Source organism: Corynebacterium mastitidis DSM 44356 (genome assembly GCF_000375365.1).
In the GTDB taxonomy this organism is placed as follows: domain Bacteria; phylum Actinomycetota; class Actinomycetes; order Mycobacteriales; family Mycobacteriaceae; genus Corynebacterium; species Corynebacterium mastitidis.
Genome location: NZ_AQXB01000001.1, coordinates 143224 through 159843, shown reverse-complemented (window position 1 = coordinate 159843; position 16620 = coordinate 143224). Strand labels below are relative to the sequence as shown.

The following is a 16620-nucleotide window of genomic DNA, read 5'->3' as shown; positions in this document are numbered from 1 at the left end:
GAGGGGTCCGAGGAACCACCCGGGGCGGCCTTTTTCATGCGCGCCGGGGCGCTACTCGGCGGGCAGCGTCACCCGGTATAGCTCCGTTCCCCGGGTGGTGAGCAGCTTGACGGTCATCTCCCGCGTCTGGCCGTCGATGTCCACCTCGCCAAAGTGCTGGAACTCGTCCAGCGGGGACTGGTTGGGCTCCTCCGGGGCGTGCACGTACACCACCTCGGGGCCAAAGGTGGGGTCCATCTCGTTGGGCCCAAAGGCCCCGGCCTGCAGAGGCCCGGAGACGAACTCCCAGAACGGGGAGAACTCCTGGAACGCCGCGCGATCCGGGTGATAGTGGTGGGCAGCGGTGTAGTGGACGTCGGCGGTCAGCCACACCACGTTGCGCACCTCGCGGATGGCGTGGAGCACGCGGGCGATCTCCGATTCCCGCCCCACCGGCGCCCCCGGCCCGCCGTTGGCCACGCCCTCCTGGTTGCCGGACTTCCCGTCCGGCACCACGATCCCCAGGGGGAGGTCGTTGGCCACCACCTTCCACGTTGCGGTGGAGGATTGCAGCCCCTGGATCAGCCACTTCTCCTGCCGCTCGCCCAGGATCGCGCCGTCGGCCCTGGTGCCGCGATGGTTTAGCTCGTTATCGTCCTTGTAGGAGCGCATGTCCAGCACGAAGACGTCCAGCAGCGGGCCGTAGGAGATCTTGCGGTAGATGCGCCCGTCCACCGCCATGCTCTGATCCGTGGGCTGCCACTCGTGGAACGCCCGGTGCGCCCACCCGGCCAGGGTGTTGACGTCCTTGACCGCGTACTCCGGCAGGTCCAGCACCTCGCCCGGGTACCAGTTGTTCACCGTCTCGTGGTCGTCCCACTGCACGATCTGCGGAACCCGGGCTTGGAAGTCCCGGTAGTGGGAGTCCATGAGGTTATAGGCGTAGTTGCCGCGATAATCCTCCAGGCTCTGCGCCACGCGGGACTTCGCCTCCGTGACCACGTTGCGCCACACGCGGCCATCGGGCAGTGTCACCGACTCCTCGATGGGGTTGTCCGCGTAGATGGTGTCCCCGGAGTGCAGGAAGAAGTCCGGGTTGCGCTGCGCCATCTGCGACCACGCCGTCCAGCCCCCGAGCTCAGGGTTGATGCCGTAGCCCTGGCCCGCCACGTCGCCCGACCACTGGAAGCGGATGTTCCTGCTTGCCGACGGCGCCGTGCGCAGCGTCCCCAGCACCGGCTCGGAGAGCAGGCCGGTATCGAGGTCCTGGGCAAAGGCCCGGTAGTGCACGTCCGAATCGGTGTCCAGGCCCACCAGGCGCAGCTTGCCTGTGTGATCGGTTTCCGGGGTCATGGTCATGCCGGTGAAGCGGCGGGGATTGCGGAAGGACTCGGTGGGGGAGGCCTCCACGATGAGGCGGCTGGGGCGATCCGCGCGCGTCCAGATCAGGGCGCCGTCCGGGCGCACGTCGCCCGAGGCGACGCCGTGGGTCAGGCGCGGGCGCTCCGGGATGAGGCCGCCGAAGGAGGACAGCGGGGAGGGGTTCTGGGCCGAGGCGGTTGCGGTGGCTGGGGAAGGGAGCGAGGCGGGGAGCAGGGCACCGGCGGTGGCGAGGCCGGAGGAGGCCAGGAAGAGGCGACGGGAAACAGGCATGGGGGCGATGGTAGGGGGAGGAGGTGAATGGGGTATGGCGGGTGGGTGAACGGGAGGATATATTTCTACGCAGCGCACCTCCGCGAGGGGAGCTGCGCTACATCCGATGGGCGTTCTCGGCGCGTGAGCAGGCGGGGTCAGATATGCACGATGAGCAATACGCGGGGCTAAGGAAACCCCTGTTAATCGGCGGGGATAGCCTGTCCGCCAGCATGGAGTTGGCCGCCTCCTACCCGCAGGGAACGGGTCTGAATGAGGGTGTAGACCCGCTACGGGATTTTCGGGACTGCGAAAGGATTTTAGGGTTTTCGTGCACCGGGGAATCCGAGTGGAGCATCAGCGCGGCCCCCGCCGCCTCCGCGGCGCTCTGGGAGGTGCACGATTACTACAATCTGCCCGCGACGTCGGTGGAGGCGCCGGAGGAGAGGGAGTGTGCCACATTCCTGCTCACGGTGGCGGTGACGGGGGACCGCCTTCCCCTCCGCCCGCTTTTTGCGGTGTGGTCGCTCGTTCTTGCCGCCCTCACCCCGGTGGCTCCCACGTCCCTCGCCATGAGCGTTGGCAGCCGGGGTGGTGGGGGCTGGCAGCCCCTCCGCCCGGAGTATCTGATCCGCTCTCATTCTTACCGGGACGCGGACCCTAGCCTGATCTTCCAGGATATTTCGGACAGCGCCGCACATATTCCGTACCGGGTGAGGAACTCGAAGGGGGACAGTACCGTGGTGCGGTGCAAGCAGTTCACGCCCCTGCGGCTGGCGGAGGCCTTTGAACTCCTCACCCCGAGCGTGGCGGAAGCGACGTGGAGGCAGTTCTGCGTGCGGGCGGCTCCTGCTTTAGCAAAGTAATACGGAGGAACAGCGGAGGAGCTGATATGAGGGAAGACTTTTACTCTTGGGTAGAAGAGTACATTGAAGAGGATAGGGACTGGCCCTCCCTGTACGATGTGTACCGCTTCTTTGGCTACGATCCCTTTGCTCCTACCCGGGAGGAGATCGCCGCGTCCATCAACGCGATATTCGCCACGGGAAAGCTGAAGATCATGCTGGTGAACCCTGTTATCAAAAAGGTGTTTACCCCGGGCGAGGCAGATGTGGAGGCGGTGATCGAGGAGGTCGCCTCGCAGGACCCGGACTTCTCCATGATGGCCTACTTTATTGACGTGATAAAGGATTGAGCCTTCGGAGGGGGAGGGGTGAGTGCACGTGTCACCCCTCCCTAAAAAGCGATAACCCCCACGATCGCCGCGTTGAGCATGTTGGTGAGGAACCCGGCGAAGAGCGCGCGTAGCCCTAGCTCCGCGACGTCGGAACGCCGCTCCGGGCATATCGCGCCGAAGGAGCCGATCTGGATGGCGATGGAGGCGAGGTTGGCAAAGCCCGCCAGCGCAAAGGTGCTGAGCATCACGGCCTTGGCGCTCATGGTGTCCACGTGCTCGGAGAAGCTGGTGTAGCCCACAAACTCGTTGAGGATGGTCTTTTGGCCGATGAAGTTGCCCACCAGCGAGGCCTCGTCCCAGGGCACACCGATCGCCCAGGCCACGGGGCTAAACAGGAGGCCGAAGAGGCCGTCGAGGGACCAGTTCTCCTGCCCAAAGAGGTGCCCGATGCCGCCGAGCGCGGCGGAGGCCATGGCGATGAGCGCGATGAAGGCCACGAGCAGGCAGGCCACAGTCACGGCGATGCGCCCGCCGGAGAGGGCCCCGGCGCCGAGGGCGTCGATGAGGTTGCGGTTCTCGGCGTCCCGGATGTCGCGCACGTTGGCGCTGGCCACGGACTGCTCGGTCTCCGGCATGAGGCCCTTGGCCACGATGAGGGAGCCGGGGGCGTTCATGACGGAGGCGGCCAGCAGGTATTCCAGGGGCGCGCCGAGCAGGGAGTAGCCGATGAGGGTGGACCCGGCCACGGAGGCGAAGCCGCCGGTCATGCAGGCGAAGAGCTCGGAGCGGGTGAGCTTGGGCAGCCAGGGCTTAATCACGAGGGGAGCCTCGGACTGGCCGAGGAAGATCACGGTGGAGGCCCACACGGATTCCAGCTTGGAGGTGCCCAGGATCTTGTTGAGCGCGGTGCCCACGATCTCCACGAACCATTGGAGCACGCGCAGGTAGTACAGCGCGCCGATGATCGCCCCCAAGAACACGATGATGGGCAGGACGTTGAGGGCAAACACGAAGGAGTTGCCCTCGGTGTCAAAGAGGGAGCCAAAGACAAAGCTGGTGCCCTCGTTGGTGAAGTCGATGAGCCGGGATACTCCGTTGGCGGTGGCCTTGAGGGCCTGGAAGCCGGGCTCCCACTTGAGCACGAGGAGCGCGAAGAGGGCCTGGAGCCCGAAGCCCACGCCGAGGGTGCGCCACTTGATGTTGCGGCGGCTGCTGGAAAAGGCGACGATGAGGGCAAAGATGCAGGCGATGCCGATGAGGCCTTGAAAGCGATCCATGACGTTACTCTCCGGGTGCGTGCGGGGCGGGGGTATCCAGTGCCTCCGGGCCGAAGGAGTGAGGCAGGATCTGGTCGAAGGGGAGGATGAGCGGTCGGCCGGACTCGTCCTCGACGATGACGTGCTGGCAGTGGAACTCGCGCAGCACCTGGCGGCAGGCGCCGCAGGGCCAGCAGGGGGCGGCCTTGAGGCCCACGACCGCCACGGCAACGACGGTGGGCGGCGGGCCGACCTCGGGGAAGGGGGCTTTCGACGCCCCGGCGGCGGCCCCCGCGTCCCCGTCGTCTGTCGCGTCGCGGCCCGGGCGCGCCCCGGTGGCCACCATGCTGGTCACGGCGTTGCGCTCGGCGCAGATCGCCTCGCCGTAGGCGGCGTTTTCCACGTTGCACCCGAGGACGATCTCGCCCTCGGAGGTCAGCACCGCCGCCCCCACGGGGAAGGCGCTGTACGGGGCCCAGGCGCGGCGGGCGGCCTCGCGCGCGGCGGCCAGGAGCCGGGGAGCGACCCTAGCGGGCTCGGCGGGCTCGGGGGAGGGTGGGGGTGCGGGGGTGGTCATGGGCGTGGTCTCCGGGGCTATCGGGGGAGGTCACAGGGATACGCATGCGGTTCCCTGAGTTTTTTCTGATGATAGGCTTTGACGCGGGAGCCGGACAACTTTCCCGGGCCGCATATTCCCACGCTGGAAGGGGTACGTCAGGGATCATGAGCAGCACCGAGCGCTTCGACGCGGTGGACATTATCCGTATCAAACGCGACGGCGGGCAGTGGGAGGATTCCCACATCGCGTGGGTGGTGGATGCCTACACGCGCGGGGTAGTCAGCGAGGAGCAGATGGCGGCGCTGGCGATGGCGATCTTCCTGCGTGGCATGAGCCGCCGCGAGGTGGCCCGTTGGACGGAGGCGATGATCGCCAGCGGCACCACCCTGGACCTGGGCGCGCTGCCCAGGCCCACGGTGGACAAGCACTCCACGGGCGGGGTGGGCGATAAGATCACGCTTGCGCTCGGGCCCCTGGTGGCGAGCTTCGGGGTGGCGGTGCCGCAGCTCTCCGGGCGCGGCCTGGGACACACCGGCGGCACCCTGGACAAGCTCGAGTCCATTCCCGGCTGGTCGCCCGAGCTGAGCGCCCCGTGCATGCGCACCATCCTGGGCGAGGTGGGCGCGGTGGTGGCCGCCGCCAGCGCGGACCTGGCCCCGGCGGATAGGAAGCTCTACGCGCTGCGGGACGTCACCGGCACGGTGGACAGCATCCCCCTGATCGCCAGCTCGATCATGAGCAAGAAGATCGCGGAGGGCACCTCCGGGCTGGTGCTGGACGTCAAGGTGGGGTCGGGGGCGTTCATGCGCACCGTGGACTCGGCCCGGGAGCTGGCGCGCACGATGGTGGACATCGGCGCGGACGCCGGGGTGGCCACCCGCGCCCTGCTCACCAACATGGACGTGCCGCTGGGCCGCACCATCGGCAACGCCCTGGAGGTGCGCGAGGCCGTGGAGGTGCTCGGCGGGGGCGGGCCGAGCGACGTGCGGGAGCTGACCTGCGCGCTGGCCCGGGCCATGCTGGAGATCGCGGGCATCCCCGACGCCGAGGTGGAGGAGGCGCTGGACGACGGCCGCGCGATGGACACCTGGCGGCGCATGGTGCGCGCCCAGGGCGGGGACCCGGACGCCCCGCTGCCCACCGCCCGGCACACCCATCAGGTGCGCGCGCGGCGGGAGGGGTACGTCGATACGCTCGACGCCCTCGCCCTGGGGGTAGGATCGTGGCGCCTGGGCGCCGGGCGGGCGCGCAAGGAGGACGCGGTGCAGGCCGCGGCGGGCATCGAGCTGCACGTGGAGCACGGGCAGCGCGTGACGCCGGGGCAGCCGCTGCTCACCCTGCACACCGACACCCCGGAGCGCATGGATCGCGCCCTGGAGGCGGTGCTGCCGGGGCTGGGCGTCGGCCCGCAGCAACCCGCCGCGCGCACCCTGATCTACGAGACCATCGACGCCCACCCCGGCGCATAAGTTGCCTACGCTAAGGAGCCCTCACCTCATGACCAGCATCGCCCGCATGATCGACCACACCCTGCTCAAGCCGGAGGCCACCGCCGAGCAGGTCGCGGAGCTCGTGGCCGAGGCCGCGGACCTCGGCTGCTACTCCGTGTGCGTCTCGCCCTCCCAGCTTCCCCTGGAGGTGCCCGAGGGGCTGCACCTGGCGGTGGTGTGCGGCTTCCCCTCCGGCGCGCACCACGGCCAGGTCAAGGCCGCCGAGGCCGCCCTGGCCGCCGCCCAGGGCGCGGAGGAGATCGACATGGTCATCAACGTCTCCGCCGCCCGCCAGGGGCGCATGGACCTGGTAGAGGAGGAGATCCGCGCCGTGCGCCGGGCGGCCCCCGGCGTGGTGCTCAAGGTCATCATCGAGTCCGCCGCGCTGGAGGACGCCCAGATCGTGGGCGCCTGCCGCGCCGCCGAGGCCGCCGAGGCGGACTTCGTCAAAACCTCCACGGGCTTCCACCCGGCGGGCGGGGCCACCGAGCACGCCGTGCGCCTCATGCGGGAGACCGTGGGGGAGCGCCTGGGGGTCAAGGCCTCCGGCGGCATCCGCGACGCCGCCACGGCGCGCGCCATGATCGACGCCGGGGCCACCCGCCTGGGCTGCTCGTCCAGCCGCGCCGTGGTGGAGGGGTAGGCCGATGCCGAGCGGCACGCGGAACCCTAGCTCTGAGGTGCTGGACCGGGCGCGCCGCTGGCGCGACCACGACCCCGACCCCCGCACCCGCGCGGAGATCGACGCGCTCCTTGCGCGGCGCTCCCCGGAGCTGAGCGAGCGCTTCGCCGGGCCGCCGGAGTTCGGCACCGCCGGGCTGCGCGCGCCGCTCGGCGCGGGGGAGAGCCGGATGAACCTGGCCACCGTGATCCGCACCAGCGCCGGGCTGGCCCGCTGGCTGGTCTCCCAGGTGGAGCGCCCGCGCGTGGTCGTGGGCTGCGACGCCCGGCACGGCTCCGCAGAGTTCGCCCGCGCCGCGGCCCAGGTGCTGGCGGCGGCGGGCTGCGAGGTCCTGGCGCTGCCGCCGCGCCAGCCCACGCCCGTGACCGCCTACGCCGTGCGCGAGCTGGCCTGTGAGGCCGGGGTGATGATCACCGCCTCGCATAACCCGCCGCGCGATAACGGCTACAAGGTGTACCTGGGCGGGCGCGCGGTGGACTCGGACGAGGCGCGGGGCGTGCAGCTCATCGCCCCGGCGGACGCGCAGATCGCCCGCGAGATCGCCGCCGTGGGCCACGCGGACGAGGTGCCGCGCGCGAGCGAGGACGTCACGGAGCTGGGCGGGGAGATCGTGGAGCGCTACGCGCGCCGGGTGGTCGCGGCGCTGTCCGCCGCCGGGACGGGGCCGGGCGGGGCGGACGCGGCGGCCCGCCGCGACCTGCCCATCGTGGTCACCGCCATGCACGGCGTGGGCGGGGACCTCCTGGTCCGCGTGCTGCGCGAGGCGGGCTTTGCATCCGTAACCCCGGTGGCCGCCCAGCAGCGACCCGACCCGGACTTTCCCACCGTTGAGTTCCCCAACCCCGAGGAGCCCGGGGCGCTCGACCTGGCCTACGCCGCCGCCACCGAGGCCGGGGCGCGGCTGGTGCTGGCCCTGGACCCGGACGCGGACCGCTGCGCGGTGGCCATCCCCGACGGTGGGGGCGGGTGGACCCGCCTTAGCGGGGACCGCGTGGGCGCGCTGCTGGGGGAGGACGCCGCGCGGCGGCTGGGCCCCGGCGGCGGAACCCTGGCGTGCTCCGTGGTCAGCTCCCGCCTGCTCGAGCGCATCGCGCACCGACACGGCCTGGGCTTTGCCCCCACGCTCACCGGCTTCAAGTGGATCGGCCGGGTGCCGGGGCTGGCCTTCGGCTACGAGGAGGCCATCGGCTACTGCACGGACCCCCAGGCGGTGCGGGACAAGGACGGAATCTCCGCCTGCCTGCGCGTGGCGGAGCTGGCCGCGCGGTGCGACCTGCGCGCGCTGGGCGAGCGGATCGACGCCACCTACGGCTGCTACCGCACCCGCCCGCTGACGGTGCGCGTGGACTCCCCGGAGGAGGCCCGCGCCGCGATCCGCCGCCTGCTGGATCATCCACCGGCCCGCCTGGCCGGGGCGCAGGTGCGCGAGGTGGCCGACCTCGGGGCGGGCTACCGGGGCCTGCCCGCCACCCCCGGTGCGGTGCTGCGCACGGAGGACGAGGACCGGGTGATCCTGCGCCCCTCGGGCACCGAGCCCAAGCTCAAGTGCTACGTCGAGGCGATCCGGCCCGAGCGCGCCCAGGCGCTCGACCGGCTAGACGCGCTATGCGCGCAGGTGGCGGGGCTGCTGGGGGTGGGGCAAGCCAGAAACCCGCGCGACAATGGGCAAGGGTAGCGCGTCCCCTGTTGTGGGTGTACTGAAGCAAATACGTTAAGGAGAGGTTGAGGTGACGCTTTTTGCCGCCATCATGGCAATCGTGTGGCTCGCGGCCGGAATCGGGGTCCTATCTATCGGCATGAAGTCGGGCAGGGGAACGCTTCCGAAAAACACGTGGGTGGGAATAAGAACGCCCATTTTGCTTTCCAGCGATGAATCGTGGATCAAGGGGCATAAGGCTGCGGCAAGGTATATAAGCATGAGCAGCATTCCTTTGTTCGTGGGTAGTGCCCTCTGCCTGGTGGGGGATGACGCTCTTATTGGTGGGATAGGTATTCCGGTAGCCGCCCTGGTGGTCGCCATGCTTCTGGTCGCGTCGAGGAAAGCCCACTGCGCTGTCCGGGAGGCCGGCTAGGTTCGGAAAACACAACGTGGCTTCGCGCCATCGGGGCCGTCGCGTTCACAAGGATTCACAACGATTCATAAGATTCATACCGATTCATAAGCCCGCTCCGCTATGGTCGTAAGCATGAATCCTCAGCGGAACCCGTTCAAGGCCACCCTGGGTGCCACGCCGCCCCTCCTGGTGGGGCGTGATGAGGTGGTGGAGAACTTTGGCCATGCGCTCGATGACGGCCCCGGTGCGCACGAGCGCGTTTCCCTCGTCGTGGGGCCGCGCGGGGTAGGGAAGACGGTCCTGCTCAACGCCTTTGACGATGAGGCGGCGGCCGAGCGGGGCTGGACGGTGATCAATGAGACCGCTACCACCGGCTTTGTGCAGCGCATACGCAGCCACATCGTCCGTATCCTGGCCCAGAACAAGACCCGGGTGCGGGGAGTGCAGCTCACGATCTTTGGAATTGGTGGCGGGGTGAACTGGGAATCCGCGGTGCTCGATAACCCCACCTACACGTTGCGCGAAGCGCTCAAGGATCTTTTTGCCTACCAGCGCGAGGAGGACCGACGCCTCGGCCAGCCGCCTACGGGCGTGCTCATCACCCTCGATGAGATGCACCACCAGCGCAGCGAGGAGATCGTCGAGTTCGGCGCCACGGTTCAACACCTCGTGCGGGAGGGGGAGGAGATCGCCGTGGCCATGGCGGGCATTCCCTCGGCCATCAAGCCGCTGCTGGCGGACAAAGAAACCGCGAATCCCGTGACGTTCCTGCGCCGTGCGGAGCGCATAGAACTCGATCGCGTTTCCGATGCCGCAGTGGCAGAAGCGCTCGGTTTTCCTCTCACGGATATGGGGATCGCGTGGGACAAGGAGGCCCTGGCGATAGCGGTGAAAGCCTGCCGGGGCTATCCCTTCATGATCCAGTTGGTGGGGCAGTATTCCTTCCGCCGACGAGAGGGAAACTGCATTACCGTGGCCGCCGCGCAATCCGGCGTGGAGATGGCGCAAAGGAAACTGGGCCAGCTCGTTCACGAACCGGCCCTTTCCGATCTTTCCGAGGTGGACCGCACGTTCCTGGTGTGCATGGCTCAGGATGATGCCCCCTCCAAAACCAGCGAGATAGCCGAGCGCATGGGGGTGTCCCCTTCCTATGCCTGGAACTATCGACGCCGCCTTCTCGACGCGGAGATGATCGTAGAGACCAGCCCGGGGGAGATTGATTTTTCCCTGCCCTATCTGCGTGAATACCTCCGCGAACACGCGGCAGCCCTCATGGTTAAGCCCCTAGAACAATGGCTGTGAAAGGCCGCACTAGCGCCAATGTTAGGACTTCCCGGGGAGCCCTCGGGGCAATAGGAGAAGCCGGATAGGTTGTCGAAAAGGCACCATGAATAAAGCCCGGATCGGCGGCCACCGATCTAGGCATAGCGGGGGCGTCGTAACGCTTACCCGCGAACGGCTCGGCGCCCCTACGCCAGGGCCAGCGGCAGCGCCAGCTCCACCATGGCGGTAAAGGAGGTCTTGCGCTCCTCGGGCGTGAGCGCCGCCCCGGTGAGGATGTTGTCGGAGACGGTAAACACCCCCAGGGCGTCCACGCCCGCGCGGGCCGCCACGGCGTAGAGGCCCGCGGATTCCATCTCCACGCCGAGCACGCCCATGCGCGCCCAGCGCTCCAGCGCGGTGTCGTCGTCGCCGTAGAAGACGTCGCTGGACAGGATGTTGCCCACGTGCGTGGTCACGTTCTGGTGCTCGGCCTCGCGCTGGATCGCGGAGAGCAGCCGCCAGGAGGCGATGGGGGCGAAGGTGCCGGGCACCCGGTATTGCTCCAGGAAGCGGGAGTCCGTGCACGCGCCCTGGGCCACGATGACGTCGTAGGGCTTGAGGTCTTTGCGCAGGGCGCCGCAGGAGCCCACGCGGATGAGCTTGGTGGCGCCGAAGAACTCGATGAGCTCGTGGGCGTACAGGGAGATGGAGGGGATGCCCATGCCGGAGCCCATCACGGAGACCTCCTGGCCCCGGTAGGTGCCGGTGAAGCCGAGCATGTTGCGCACGGAGTTGAACTGCACCACGTTGTCCAGGTAGGTGTCCGCGATGAACTTGGCGCGCAGCGGATCGCCGGGCAGCAGCACGGTCTGCGCGATGGGCGCGCCGTGGGGTTGGATGTGCGGGGTCGAGGCCGTGGTGGCGGGCATGGGCGTTCTCCTTGGGAGGCTGGGGTGGTTTCAGGGATCAGGATACCGCCACCGGGGCGGGGCGCACGGGTGTTGCGCGGGCCCGCCGAGGCGGCCTCGGCGGGGCCACCGATTACACTGCTTGGTCATGGAGTTAATGATCGGTCGGGTGATCAAGTCCCACGGTATCCGGGGCGAGGTGTCGGTGGAGGCCACCACGGACGAGCCGGAGGAGCGCTTTGCGGTGGGGCGGGTGCTCACCGGGCGGCAGAACAAGAAGGACCGGGAGCTGACCGTGAGCGCGGTGCGCCCGCACAAGGGGCGGCTGCTGCTGACCTTCGAGGAGATCGCGGATCGCACGGCGGCGGACTCGCTGCGCGGGATGCAGTTCTTTGCCGAGCCCCGGGAGGACGAGGACGACGAGGGCTTCTACGACCACGAGCTGGAGGGCCTGCGGGTGCTCCACGGCGGCGAGGACATCGGGGAGGTCACCGGGATCACGCACGGCCCGCACCGCAACCTCCTCGAGGTCACTCTGGCCTCGGGCAGGCAGGCCCTGGTGCCCTTCGTGGAGGCCATCGTGCCCGAGGTGGACCTGGGGGCCGGGACGCTGACGATCACCCCGCCCGAGGGGTTGCTGGATCTCTGATGCGCCTCGACGTCCTCACGATCTTCCCCGAGTACCTCGACCCCCTGCGCCACGCCCTGCTGGGCAAGGCCATCGAGGAGGGCCGCCTGGAGGTGGGCGTGCACGACCTGCGCGCCTGGGCCACGGACGGGCACAAGTCCGTAGACTCCGCCCCGGCCGGGGGCGGGCCCGGCATGGTGATGAAGCCGCAGGTCTGGGGCCCGGCGCTGGACGACGTCGCCAGCGGCGCCGTCAGCGCCCCCACGCTAGAGAGCGCGCTGCCGCACCTGGATCGCGCCCGGCACGACGAGCTGGCGGGCGTGGCGGAGCATCGCTACGCCGGGCGCGAGGAGGACACCGGGCTGCCGCTGCTGCTGGTGCCCACCCCGGCGGGCAGGCCCTTTACCCAGGAGGACGCGCGCGCCTGGTCCCGCGAGGAGCACATCGTGTTCGCCTGCGGGCGCTACGAGGGCATCGACCAGCGCGTGCTTGCCGACGCCTCCCGCCGCTACCGCGTGCGCGAGGTGTCCATCGGGGACTACGTGCTCATCGGCGGGGAGGTGGCCGTGCTGGTGATCGCGGAGGCGGTGGTGCGGTTGATCCCCGGCGTGCTGGGCAACCGGCGCAGCCACGAGGAGGACAGTTTCTCCGACGGCCTGCTGGAGGGGCCGTGCTACACCAAGCCCCGCGTGTGGCGGGACCTGGAGATCCCGGAGGTGCTGCTCTCCGGGAACCACGCGCGCGTGGACCGCTGGCGCAGGGAGCAGTCCCTGCTGCGCACCCTCGAGGTGCGCCCGGAGCTGCTGGAGGGCGCGGAGCTGAGCGAGGCGGACCTCGCCTTCCTCGCGCAGCGGGGGTGGCCGGGTGCCTAGGGTCGCCACGGACATTCAGGCGCTGCTGCTGCCCACGGAGTGGCGGCGGTGCGCCGCCGAGCTTCCGGGCGCGCTGCGGGAGCGCGGTTACGAGGCGGAGCGGGTGTGGGCGCAGGAGGCGGACCTTTCCTGCGAGCCGGACAACATGCTGGTCACCCAGTACGCCCAGGTGGAGGGGCACCCGCCCATTGCGGAGGTGCTGCACCGCATCGTGATTAACGGCTACGGCGACCTCGACCTGCGCGCGGCCACCGCCGCGGTGGTGGCTTGCCTGCCGGAGGGCACGTACTGGTACGGCACCTCCGTGGCGGGGCACCTGGAGCCGGGGATCAGCGGGGCGTGCGCGTGGCCGCCTCCCGGGGAGAACCCGCGTAGGAGTTGAGAACCGCGGCGGCCTGCTCCGCGTCCGGGCAGCTCACCTCCGTCACCGCGCCGCCGGCGTGCCGCACGCGCAGCCCGGGGCCGCCGCGCAGCATGAGGGCGCGCCCGCGCGGGGAGACGCGCCAGCCCCAGCCGCCCCAGTCCGCCGGGCTGAGGTCGGCCACCTCGGCGCGCTCGATCTCGCGGGCCGCGACGCGCAGGCGCGGCCACCCCATCAGGGAGCGCACGGTCAGGCCCTGGGCGTCGGCGCGCACCTGCCAGGAGGCGGTGGCGAGGGCGAGCAGGAACACGAGCAGCCCGGCGGGCAGGAGCCACGGGGCCCAGAGGGCCCCGCACAGCAGCAGGGCCGCCGTGGCGGCGCCCAGGATCAGCAGCAGGGGCAGCGGCAGGGAGGCGGTGCCCACCCAGGCGGCGGCTCCACCTGCGGGGATGCTCAGCGAGCCGGGCACCACCGGGGCGGCGGCGCCGCGGGGCGCGGGGCGCGCGAGGAGCGCGACGAGGGCGGCACCGAGCAGCGCCCCGCCGCAGAGGGCCGCCACGTGGGCGGCGCGCAGGGAGACATGCTCGGCGTCCGGGGCGCCCTGGTTGAGGCGCAGCAGCAGGAACGCCGTGCCCGTGACCAGGAGGCAGCCGAAGGCCACCGCCGTGGCGTGGAAGCGGGCCATGTGCCCCTGGGCCAGCCCGCGCGCGGAGAACCAGCAGAAGAGGCCGAGCAGGGCGGCGGCGAGGACGGCGGCGCAGCCCCAGAGCACCCACGGGGCGGCGTAGCCGTCGGGGGCGGAGCCGGAGAAGTGCACGGCCACGGGGTCGGGTGCCCCGTCCATCAGGAAGAGCGACCAGATCAGCAGGGCGGTGCTGATCAGGCCGATGGGCAGGGCGGTGCTGAGAAGAAAGCGGGTCATTGCAGACCTCCTTGGGAGAGTAGTTCGGTGACGTCGGCCAGGGAGAGGCGGTGGCGCCGGGCGGCGTCGATGAGCGCCTGGACGCTGCGCCGCACCTCCTCGTCGGGGCCGGGCCGGGGCGGGGAGAGTGCCACCGCGCCGCGCCCGCGCCGCAGCTCCACGAGCCCGCGATCGCGCAGCAGGCGGTAGGCCTGCAGCACGGTGTTGCGGTTGAGCCCCAGCGAGGCGGCTAGTTCCGTGGCCGCAGGCAGGCGCTGGCCGGGGGTGATGCGCCCGTCGCGGATCTGCCGCGTCACCTGCGCGGCGATCTGCTCGTAGATCGGCTGGGGGTCCTGGGGGTCGATAAGAACTAGCACAACTAGTAAAACTAGCACAATGCCGCCGGGGTGGCTACCGCTACAATGAACCGAATGATTGCAGCCACCATTGCCCAGGAGATCGGGGCGCGCGACGCCCAGGTGGAGGCCGTCCTGCGCCTCCTCGGGGAGGGCAACACCGTGCCCTTCATCGCGCGCTACCGCAAGGAGGCCACCGGCGGACTCGACGACACCGCCCTGCGCACCATCGAGGAACGCGCCACCTACCTGCGGGAGCTACAGGACCGCAAGGAGGCCGTGCTGACCGCCATCGAGGAGCGGGGGAAGCTGGACGATACCCTGCGCGCCCTCATCGCGGAGTGCACCACCAAGGCCCGCCTGGAGGACCTCTACGCCCCCTTTAAAAAGCGCCGCAAGACCAAGGCGGACAAGGCCCGGGAGGCGGGCCTGGAACCGCTGACGGACGCCCTGGTGGCTAACCCCGCGCTCGACCCCGAGCGCGCCGCCACCGCCTACCTCACCGAGGGCTACGCCGACGCCAAGGCGGCCCTCGACGGCGCCCGCGCCATCCTCATCGACCGCTTCTCCCTCGACGCCGACCTCGTGGGCGAGGTGCGCGAGGAGGTGTTCCGGCGCGGCACGCTGCGCGCCGGGGTGATCGAGGGCAAGGAGGCCGAGGGGGCAAAGTACAAGGACTACTTCGAGTTCTCCGAGCCGCTGCGCGAGCTGCCCAGCCACCGGATCCTGGCGCTGCTGCGCGGCGAGACCGAGGGGGTGCTTAGCCTCGACCTGGACGCCGGGGAGGACGAGCTCTACGAGAGCATGATCGCCCGGGCCTTCGACCTGGACACCCGGGCCTCCTCCTGGCTGGCCGAGGCCGTGCGCTGGGGCTGGCGCACCAAGCTCGAGGTCTCCTCCGGGCTGGACGCGCGCGCCCGGCTCAAGGAGCGCGCCGAGCAGGGCGCCCTGGAGGTCTTCGGGGCCAACCTGCGCGACGTCCTCCTGGCAGCCCCCGCCGGGCACCGGCCGGTGCTGGGCCTGGACCCCGGCTACCGCAACGGGGTGAAGTGCGCCGTGGTGGACGCCACCGGCAAGGTGCTCGACACCGCCATCGTCTACCCGCACCAGCCGCAGAACCGCTGGGACCAGGCGCGCGACGCCCTCGCCGGGCTGTGCGCCGCCTATGGCGTGGAGCTCATGGCCGTGGGCAACGGCACGGCCTCCCGGGAGACCGAAAAGCTCGCCCGGGAGATCGCGCAGGCCGCGGCCGAGGCGGGCGCGGCGCGGCCCACCCCCGTGGTGGTCTCGGAATCGGGGGCCTCCGTGTACTCCGCCTCGGAGCTGGCCGCCCAGGAGTTCCCCGACATGGACGTCTCGCTGCGCGGCGCGGTGTCCATCGCGCGCCGTCTGCAGGATCCGCTCGCCGAGCTGGTCAAGATCGACCCCAAGTCCATCGGGGTGGGCCAGTATCAGCACGACGTCAACCAGACCGCCCTGGCCCGCACCCTCGACGCCGTGGTGGAGGACGCCGTCAACGGGGTGGGCGTGGACCTCAACTCCGCCTCCGCCCCGCTGCTGACCAGGGTGGCGGGGGTCTCGGCCACCGTGGCCGGCAACATCGTGGCCTACCGGGACGAGCACGGGGCCTTTAGCACCCGCAAGGAGCTGGGCAAGGTGCCCCGCCTGGGGCCCAAGGCCTTCCAGCAGTGCGCCGGGTTCCTGCGCATCGGCGACGGCCCGGAGCCCCTCGACGCCTCCGCCGTGCACCCCGAGGCCTACCCCGTGGTTGAGCGCATCGCCGCCGCCCAGGGCTGCGCGGTGGCCGACCTCATCGGCAACACCCGCCTGCTCAAGGGGCTGCGCCCGCAGGACTACGCGGACGATACCTTCGGCATCCCCACCGTCACGGACATCATCGCGGAGCTGGACAAGCCGGGCCGCGACCCCCGCCCCGAGTTCGCCACCGCCACCTTCAAGGAGGGCGTGGAGAAGGTCTCCGACCTGCAACCCGGCATGATCCTCGAGGGCACCGTCTCCAACGTTGCGGCCTTCGGCGCCTTCGTGGACGTCGGCGTTCACCAGGACGGCCTGGTGCACGTCTCCGCCATGTCCAAGAGCTACGTCTCCGACCCCCGCGACGTGGTGCGCTCCGGGCAGGTCGTGCGCGTCAAGGTGCTGGAGGTGGACGTGCAGCGCAAGCGCATCTCTCTCTCGCTGCGGCTCGACGACGAGCCCGGCGGCGCACCCGGCGGGAAGCCCGCAGGCAAGGGGCGGCGCGGAGGCCGGGGCGGGAAGCCCGCGCGGGCGGGGAAGGACTCGCGGCAGCGCGGGCGCCGCCAGCGCGGCGGGGAGGCTAACTCCTCCGGAGGGTCGATGGCCGACGCCCTCAAGCGCGCCGGGTTTGGCGGGTAGGGCCCAGCCCCCGAGGCTCGCGGGCGGGGAGGGGGTACCGCGCTCGGTTCCGCCTCGCGGGAAAAGGCAGGAAGCCCCAGAGTCTGCGCCATCGCGGTTCTGGAGGCA

General features: G+C 70.4%; 17 protein-coding genes. 11 read left to right on the top strand and 6 right to left on the bottom strand.

What is annotated here, in order from left to right:
• Positions 1 to 51: 51 nt before the first annotated feature.
• Positions 52 to 1632, bottom strand: coding sequence for an alkaline phosphatase D family protein (locus tag B140_RS0100770; protein WP_018117440.1), 1581 nt, complete (start codon positions 1630 to 1632; stop codon positions 52 to 54).
• A gap of 143 nt (positions 1633 to 1775) precedes the next feature.
• Here B140_RS0100770 and B140_RS0100765 point away from each other — a divergent pair, with 143 nt between their 5' ends.
• Positions 1776 to 2477 (top strand): hypothetical protein, encoded by a 702-nt coding sequence (locus B140_RS0100765; protein ID WP_018117439.1) that lies wholly within the window; start codon positions 1776 to 1778, stop codon positions 2475 to 2477.
• A 26-nt stretch (positions 2478 to 2503) separates the two neighbouring features.
• Positions 2504 to 2806: a hypothetical protein gene (locus tag B140_RS0100760; RefSeq protein WP_156801589.1), complete on the top strand. Its 303-nt coding sequence runs from the start codon at positions 2504 to 2506 to the stop codon at positions 2804 to 2806.
• 41 nt (positions 2807 to 2847) lie between these two features.
• Here B140_RS0100760 and B140_RS0100755 read toward each other — a convergent pair whose 3' ends face one another.
• The gene (locus B140_RS0100755; RefSeq protein ID WP_018117437.1) at positions 2848 to 4065 is read right to left on the bottom strand and encodes a NupC/NupG family nucleoside CNT transporter; all 1218 of its coding nucleotides are present in this window, start codon (positions 4063 to 4065) and stop codon (positions 2848 to 2850) included.
• 4 nt (positions 4066 to 4069) lie between these two features.
• Positions 4070 to 4621 (bottom strand): cytidine deaminase, encoded by a 552-nt coding sequence (locus B140_RS0100750; RefSeq protein WP_018117436.1) that lies wholly within the window; start codon positions 4619 to 4621, stop codon positions 4070 to 4072.
• A gap of 146 nt (positions 4622 to 4767) precedes the next feature.
• On the opposite strand from B140_RS0100750, the gene B140_RS0100745 reads away from it, so the two are divergent.
• The 5 genes from B140_RS0100745 to B140_RS0100725 all read left to right on the top strand — a co-directional run bounded on the left by B140_RS0100745 (position 4768) and on the right by B140_RS0100725 (position 10131).
• A complete protein-coding gene (locus B140_RS0100745) occupies positions 4768 to 6072 on the top strand; it encodes a thymidine phosphorylase (protein WP_018117435.1) in 1305 nt (434 codons plus the stop codon).
• Between the two features lie 28 nt (positions 6073 to 6100).
• The gene (gene deoC / locus B140_RS0100740) at positions 6101 to 6736 is read left to right on the top strand and encodes a deoxyribose-phosphate aldolase (protein WP_018117434.1); all 636 of its coding nucleotides are present in this window, start codon (positions 6101 to 6103) and stop codon (positions 6734 to 6736) included.
• A 4-nt stretch (positions 6737 to 6740) separates the two neighbouring features.
• Complete coding sequence (locus B140_RS0100735; protein WP_051069205.1) at positions 6741 to 8450, top strand: phospho-sugar mutase; 1710 nt, start codon at positions 6741 to 6743, stop codon at positions 8448 to 8450.
• A gap of 52 nt (positions 8451 to 8502) precedes the next feature.
• Positions 8503 to 8847, top strand: coding sequence for an SdpI family protein (locus tag B140_RS0100730; protein ID WP_018117432.1), 345 nt, complete (start codon positions 8503 to 8505; stop codon positions 8845 to 8847).
• 114 nt (positions 8848 to 8961) lie between these two features.
• Entirely contained in the window at positions 8962 to 10131 is a 1170-nt protein-coding gene (locus B140_RS0100725) for an ATP-binding protein (RefSeq protein ID WP_051069218.1), read from the top strand.
• A gap of 167 nt (positions 10132 to 10298) precedes the next feature.
• On the opposite strand, the gene deoD is transcribed toward B140_RS0100725, so the two are convergent.
• On the bottom strand, positions 10299 to 11021 hold the full coding sequence (gene deoD, locus B140_RS0100720) for a purine-nucleoside phosphorylase (protein ID WP_018117430.1): 723 nt from the start codon (positions 11019 to 11021) through the stop codon (positions 10299 to 10301).
• A 127-nt stretch (positions 11022 to 11148) separates the two neighbouring features.
• Here deoD and rimM point away from each other — a divergent pair, with 127 nt between their 5' ends.
• The 3 genes from rimM to B140_RS0100705 are packed head-to-tail and all read left to right on the top strand — an operon-like array spanning position 11149 to position 12882.
• Positions 11149 to 11649, top strand: coding sequence for a ribosome maturation factor RimM (gene rimM / locus B140_RS0100715; protein WP_026165835.1), 501 nt, complete (start codon positions 11149 to 11151; stop codon positions 11647 to 11649).
• Positions 11649 to 12500 (top strand): tRNA (guanosine(37)-N1)-methyltransferase TrmD, encoded by an 852-nt coding sequence (trmD, locus tag B140_RS0100710; protein WP_018117428.1) that lies wholly within the window; start codon positions 11649 to 11651, stop codon positions 12498 to 12500. Before rimM ends, trmD begins: the two co-directional genes overlap by 1 nt.
• Positions 12493 to 12882: a hypothetical protein gene (locus B140_RS0100705; RefSeq protein ID WP_018117427.1), complete on the top strand. Its 390-nt coding sequence runs from the start codon at positions 12493 to 12495 to the stop codon at positions 12880 to 12882. Before trmD ends, B140_RS0100705 begins: the two co-directional genes overlap by 8 nt.
• Here the strand turns inward: B140_RS0100705 and B140_RS12840 are convergent.
• A complete protein-coding gene (locus B140_RS12840; protein ID WP_018117426.1) occupies positions 12830 to 13783 on the bottom strand; it encodes a hypothetical protein in 954 nt (317 codons plus the stop codon). The genes B140_RS0100705 and B140_RS12840 overlap by 53 nt on opposite strands.
• A complete protein-coding gene (locus tag B140_RS0100690; protein WP_018117425.1) occupies positions 13780 to 14139 on the bottom strand; it encodes a GntR family transcriptional regulator in 360 nt (119 codons plus the stop codon). Before B140_RS0100690 ends, B140_RS12840 begins: the two co-directional genes overlap by 4 nt.
• A gap of 54 nt (positions 14140 to 14193) precedes the next feature.
• Here B140_RS0100690 and B140_RS0100685 point away from each other — a divergent pair, with 54 nt between their 5' ends.
• Positions 14194 to 16512 carry a Tex family protein gene (locus B140_RS0100685; RefSeq protein ID WP_018117424.1) on the top strand — a complete coding sequence of 773 codons (2319 nt, stop codon included), beginning with the start codon at positions 14194 to 14196 and terminating at the stop codon, positions 16510 to 16512.
• Positions 16513 to 16620: the final 108 nt, after the last annotated feature.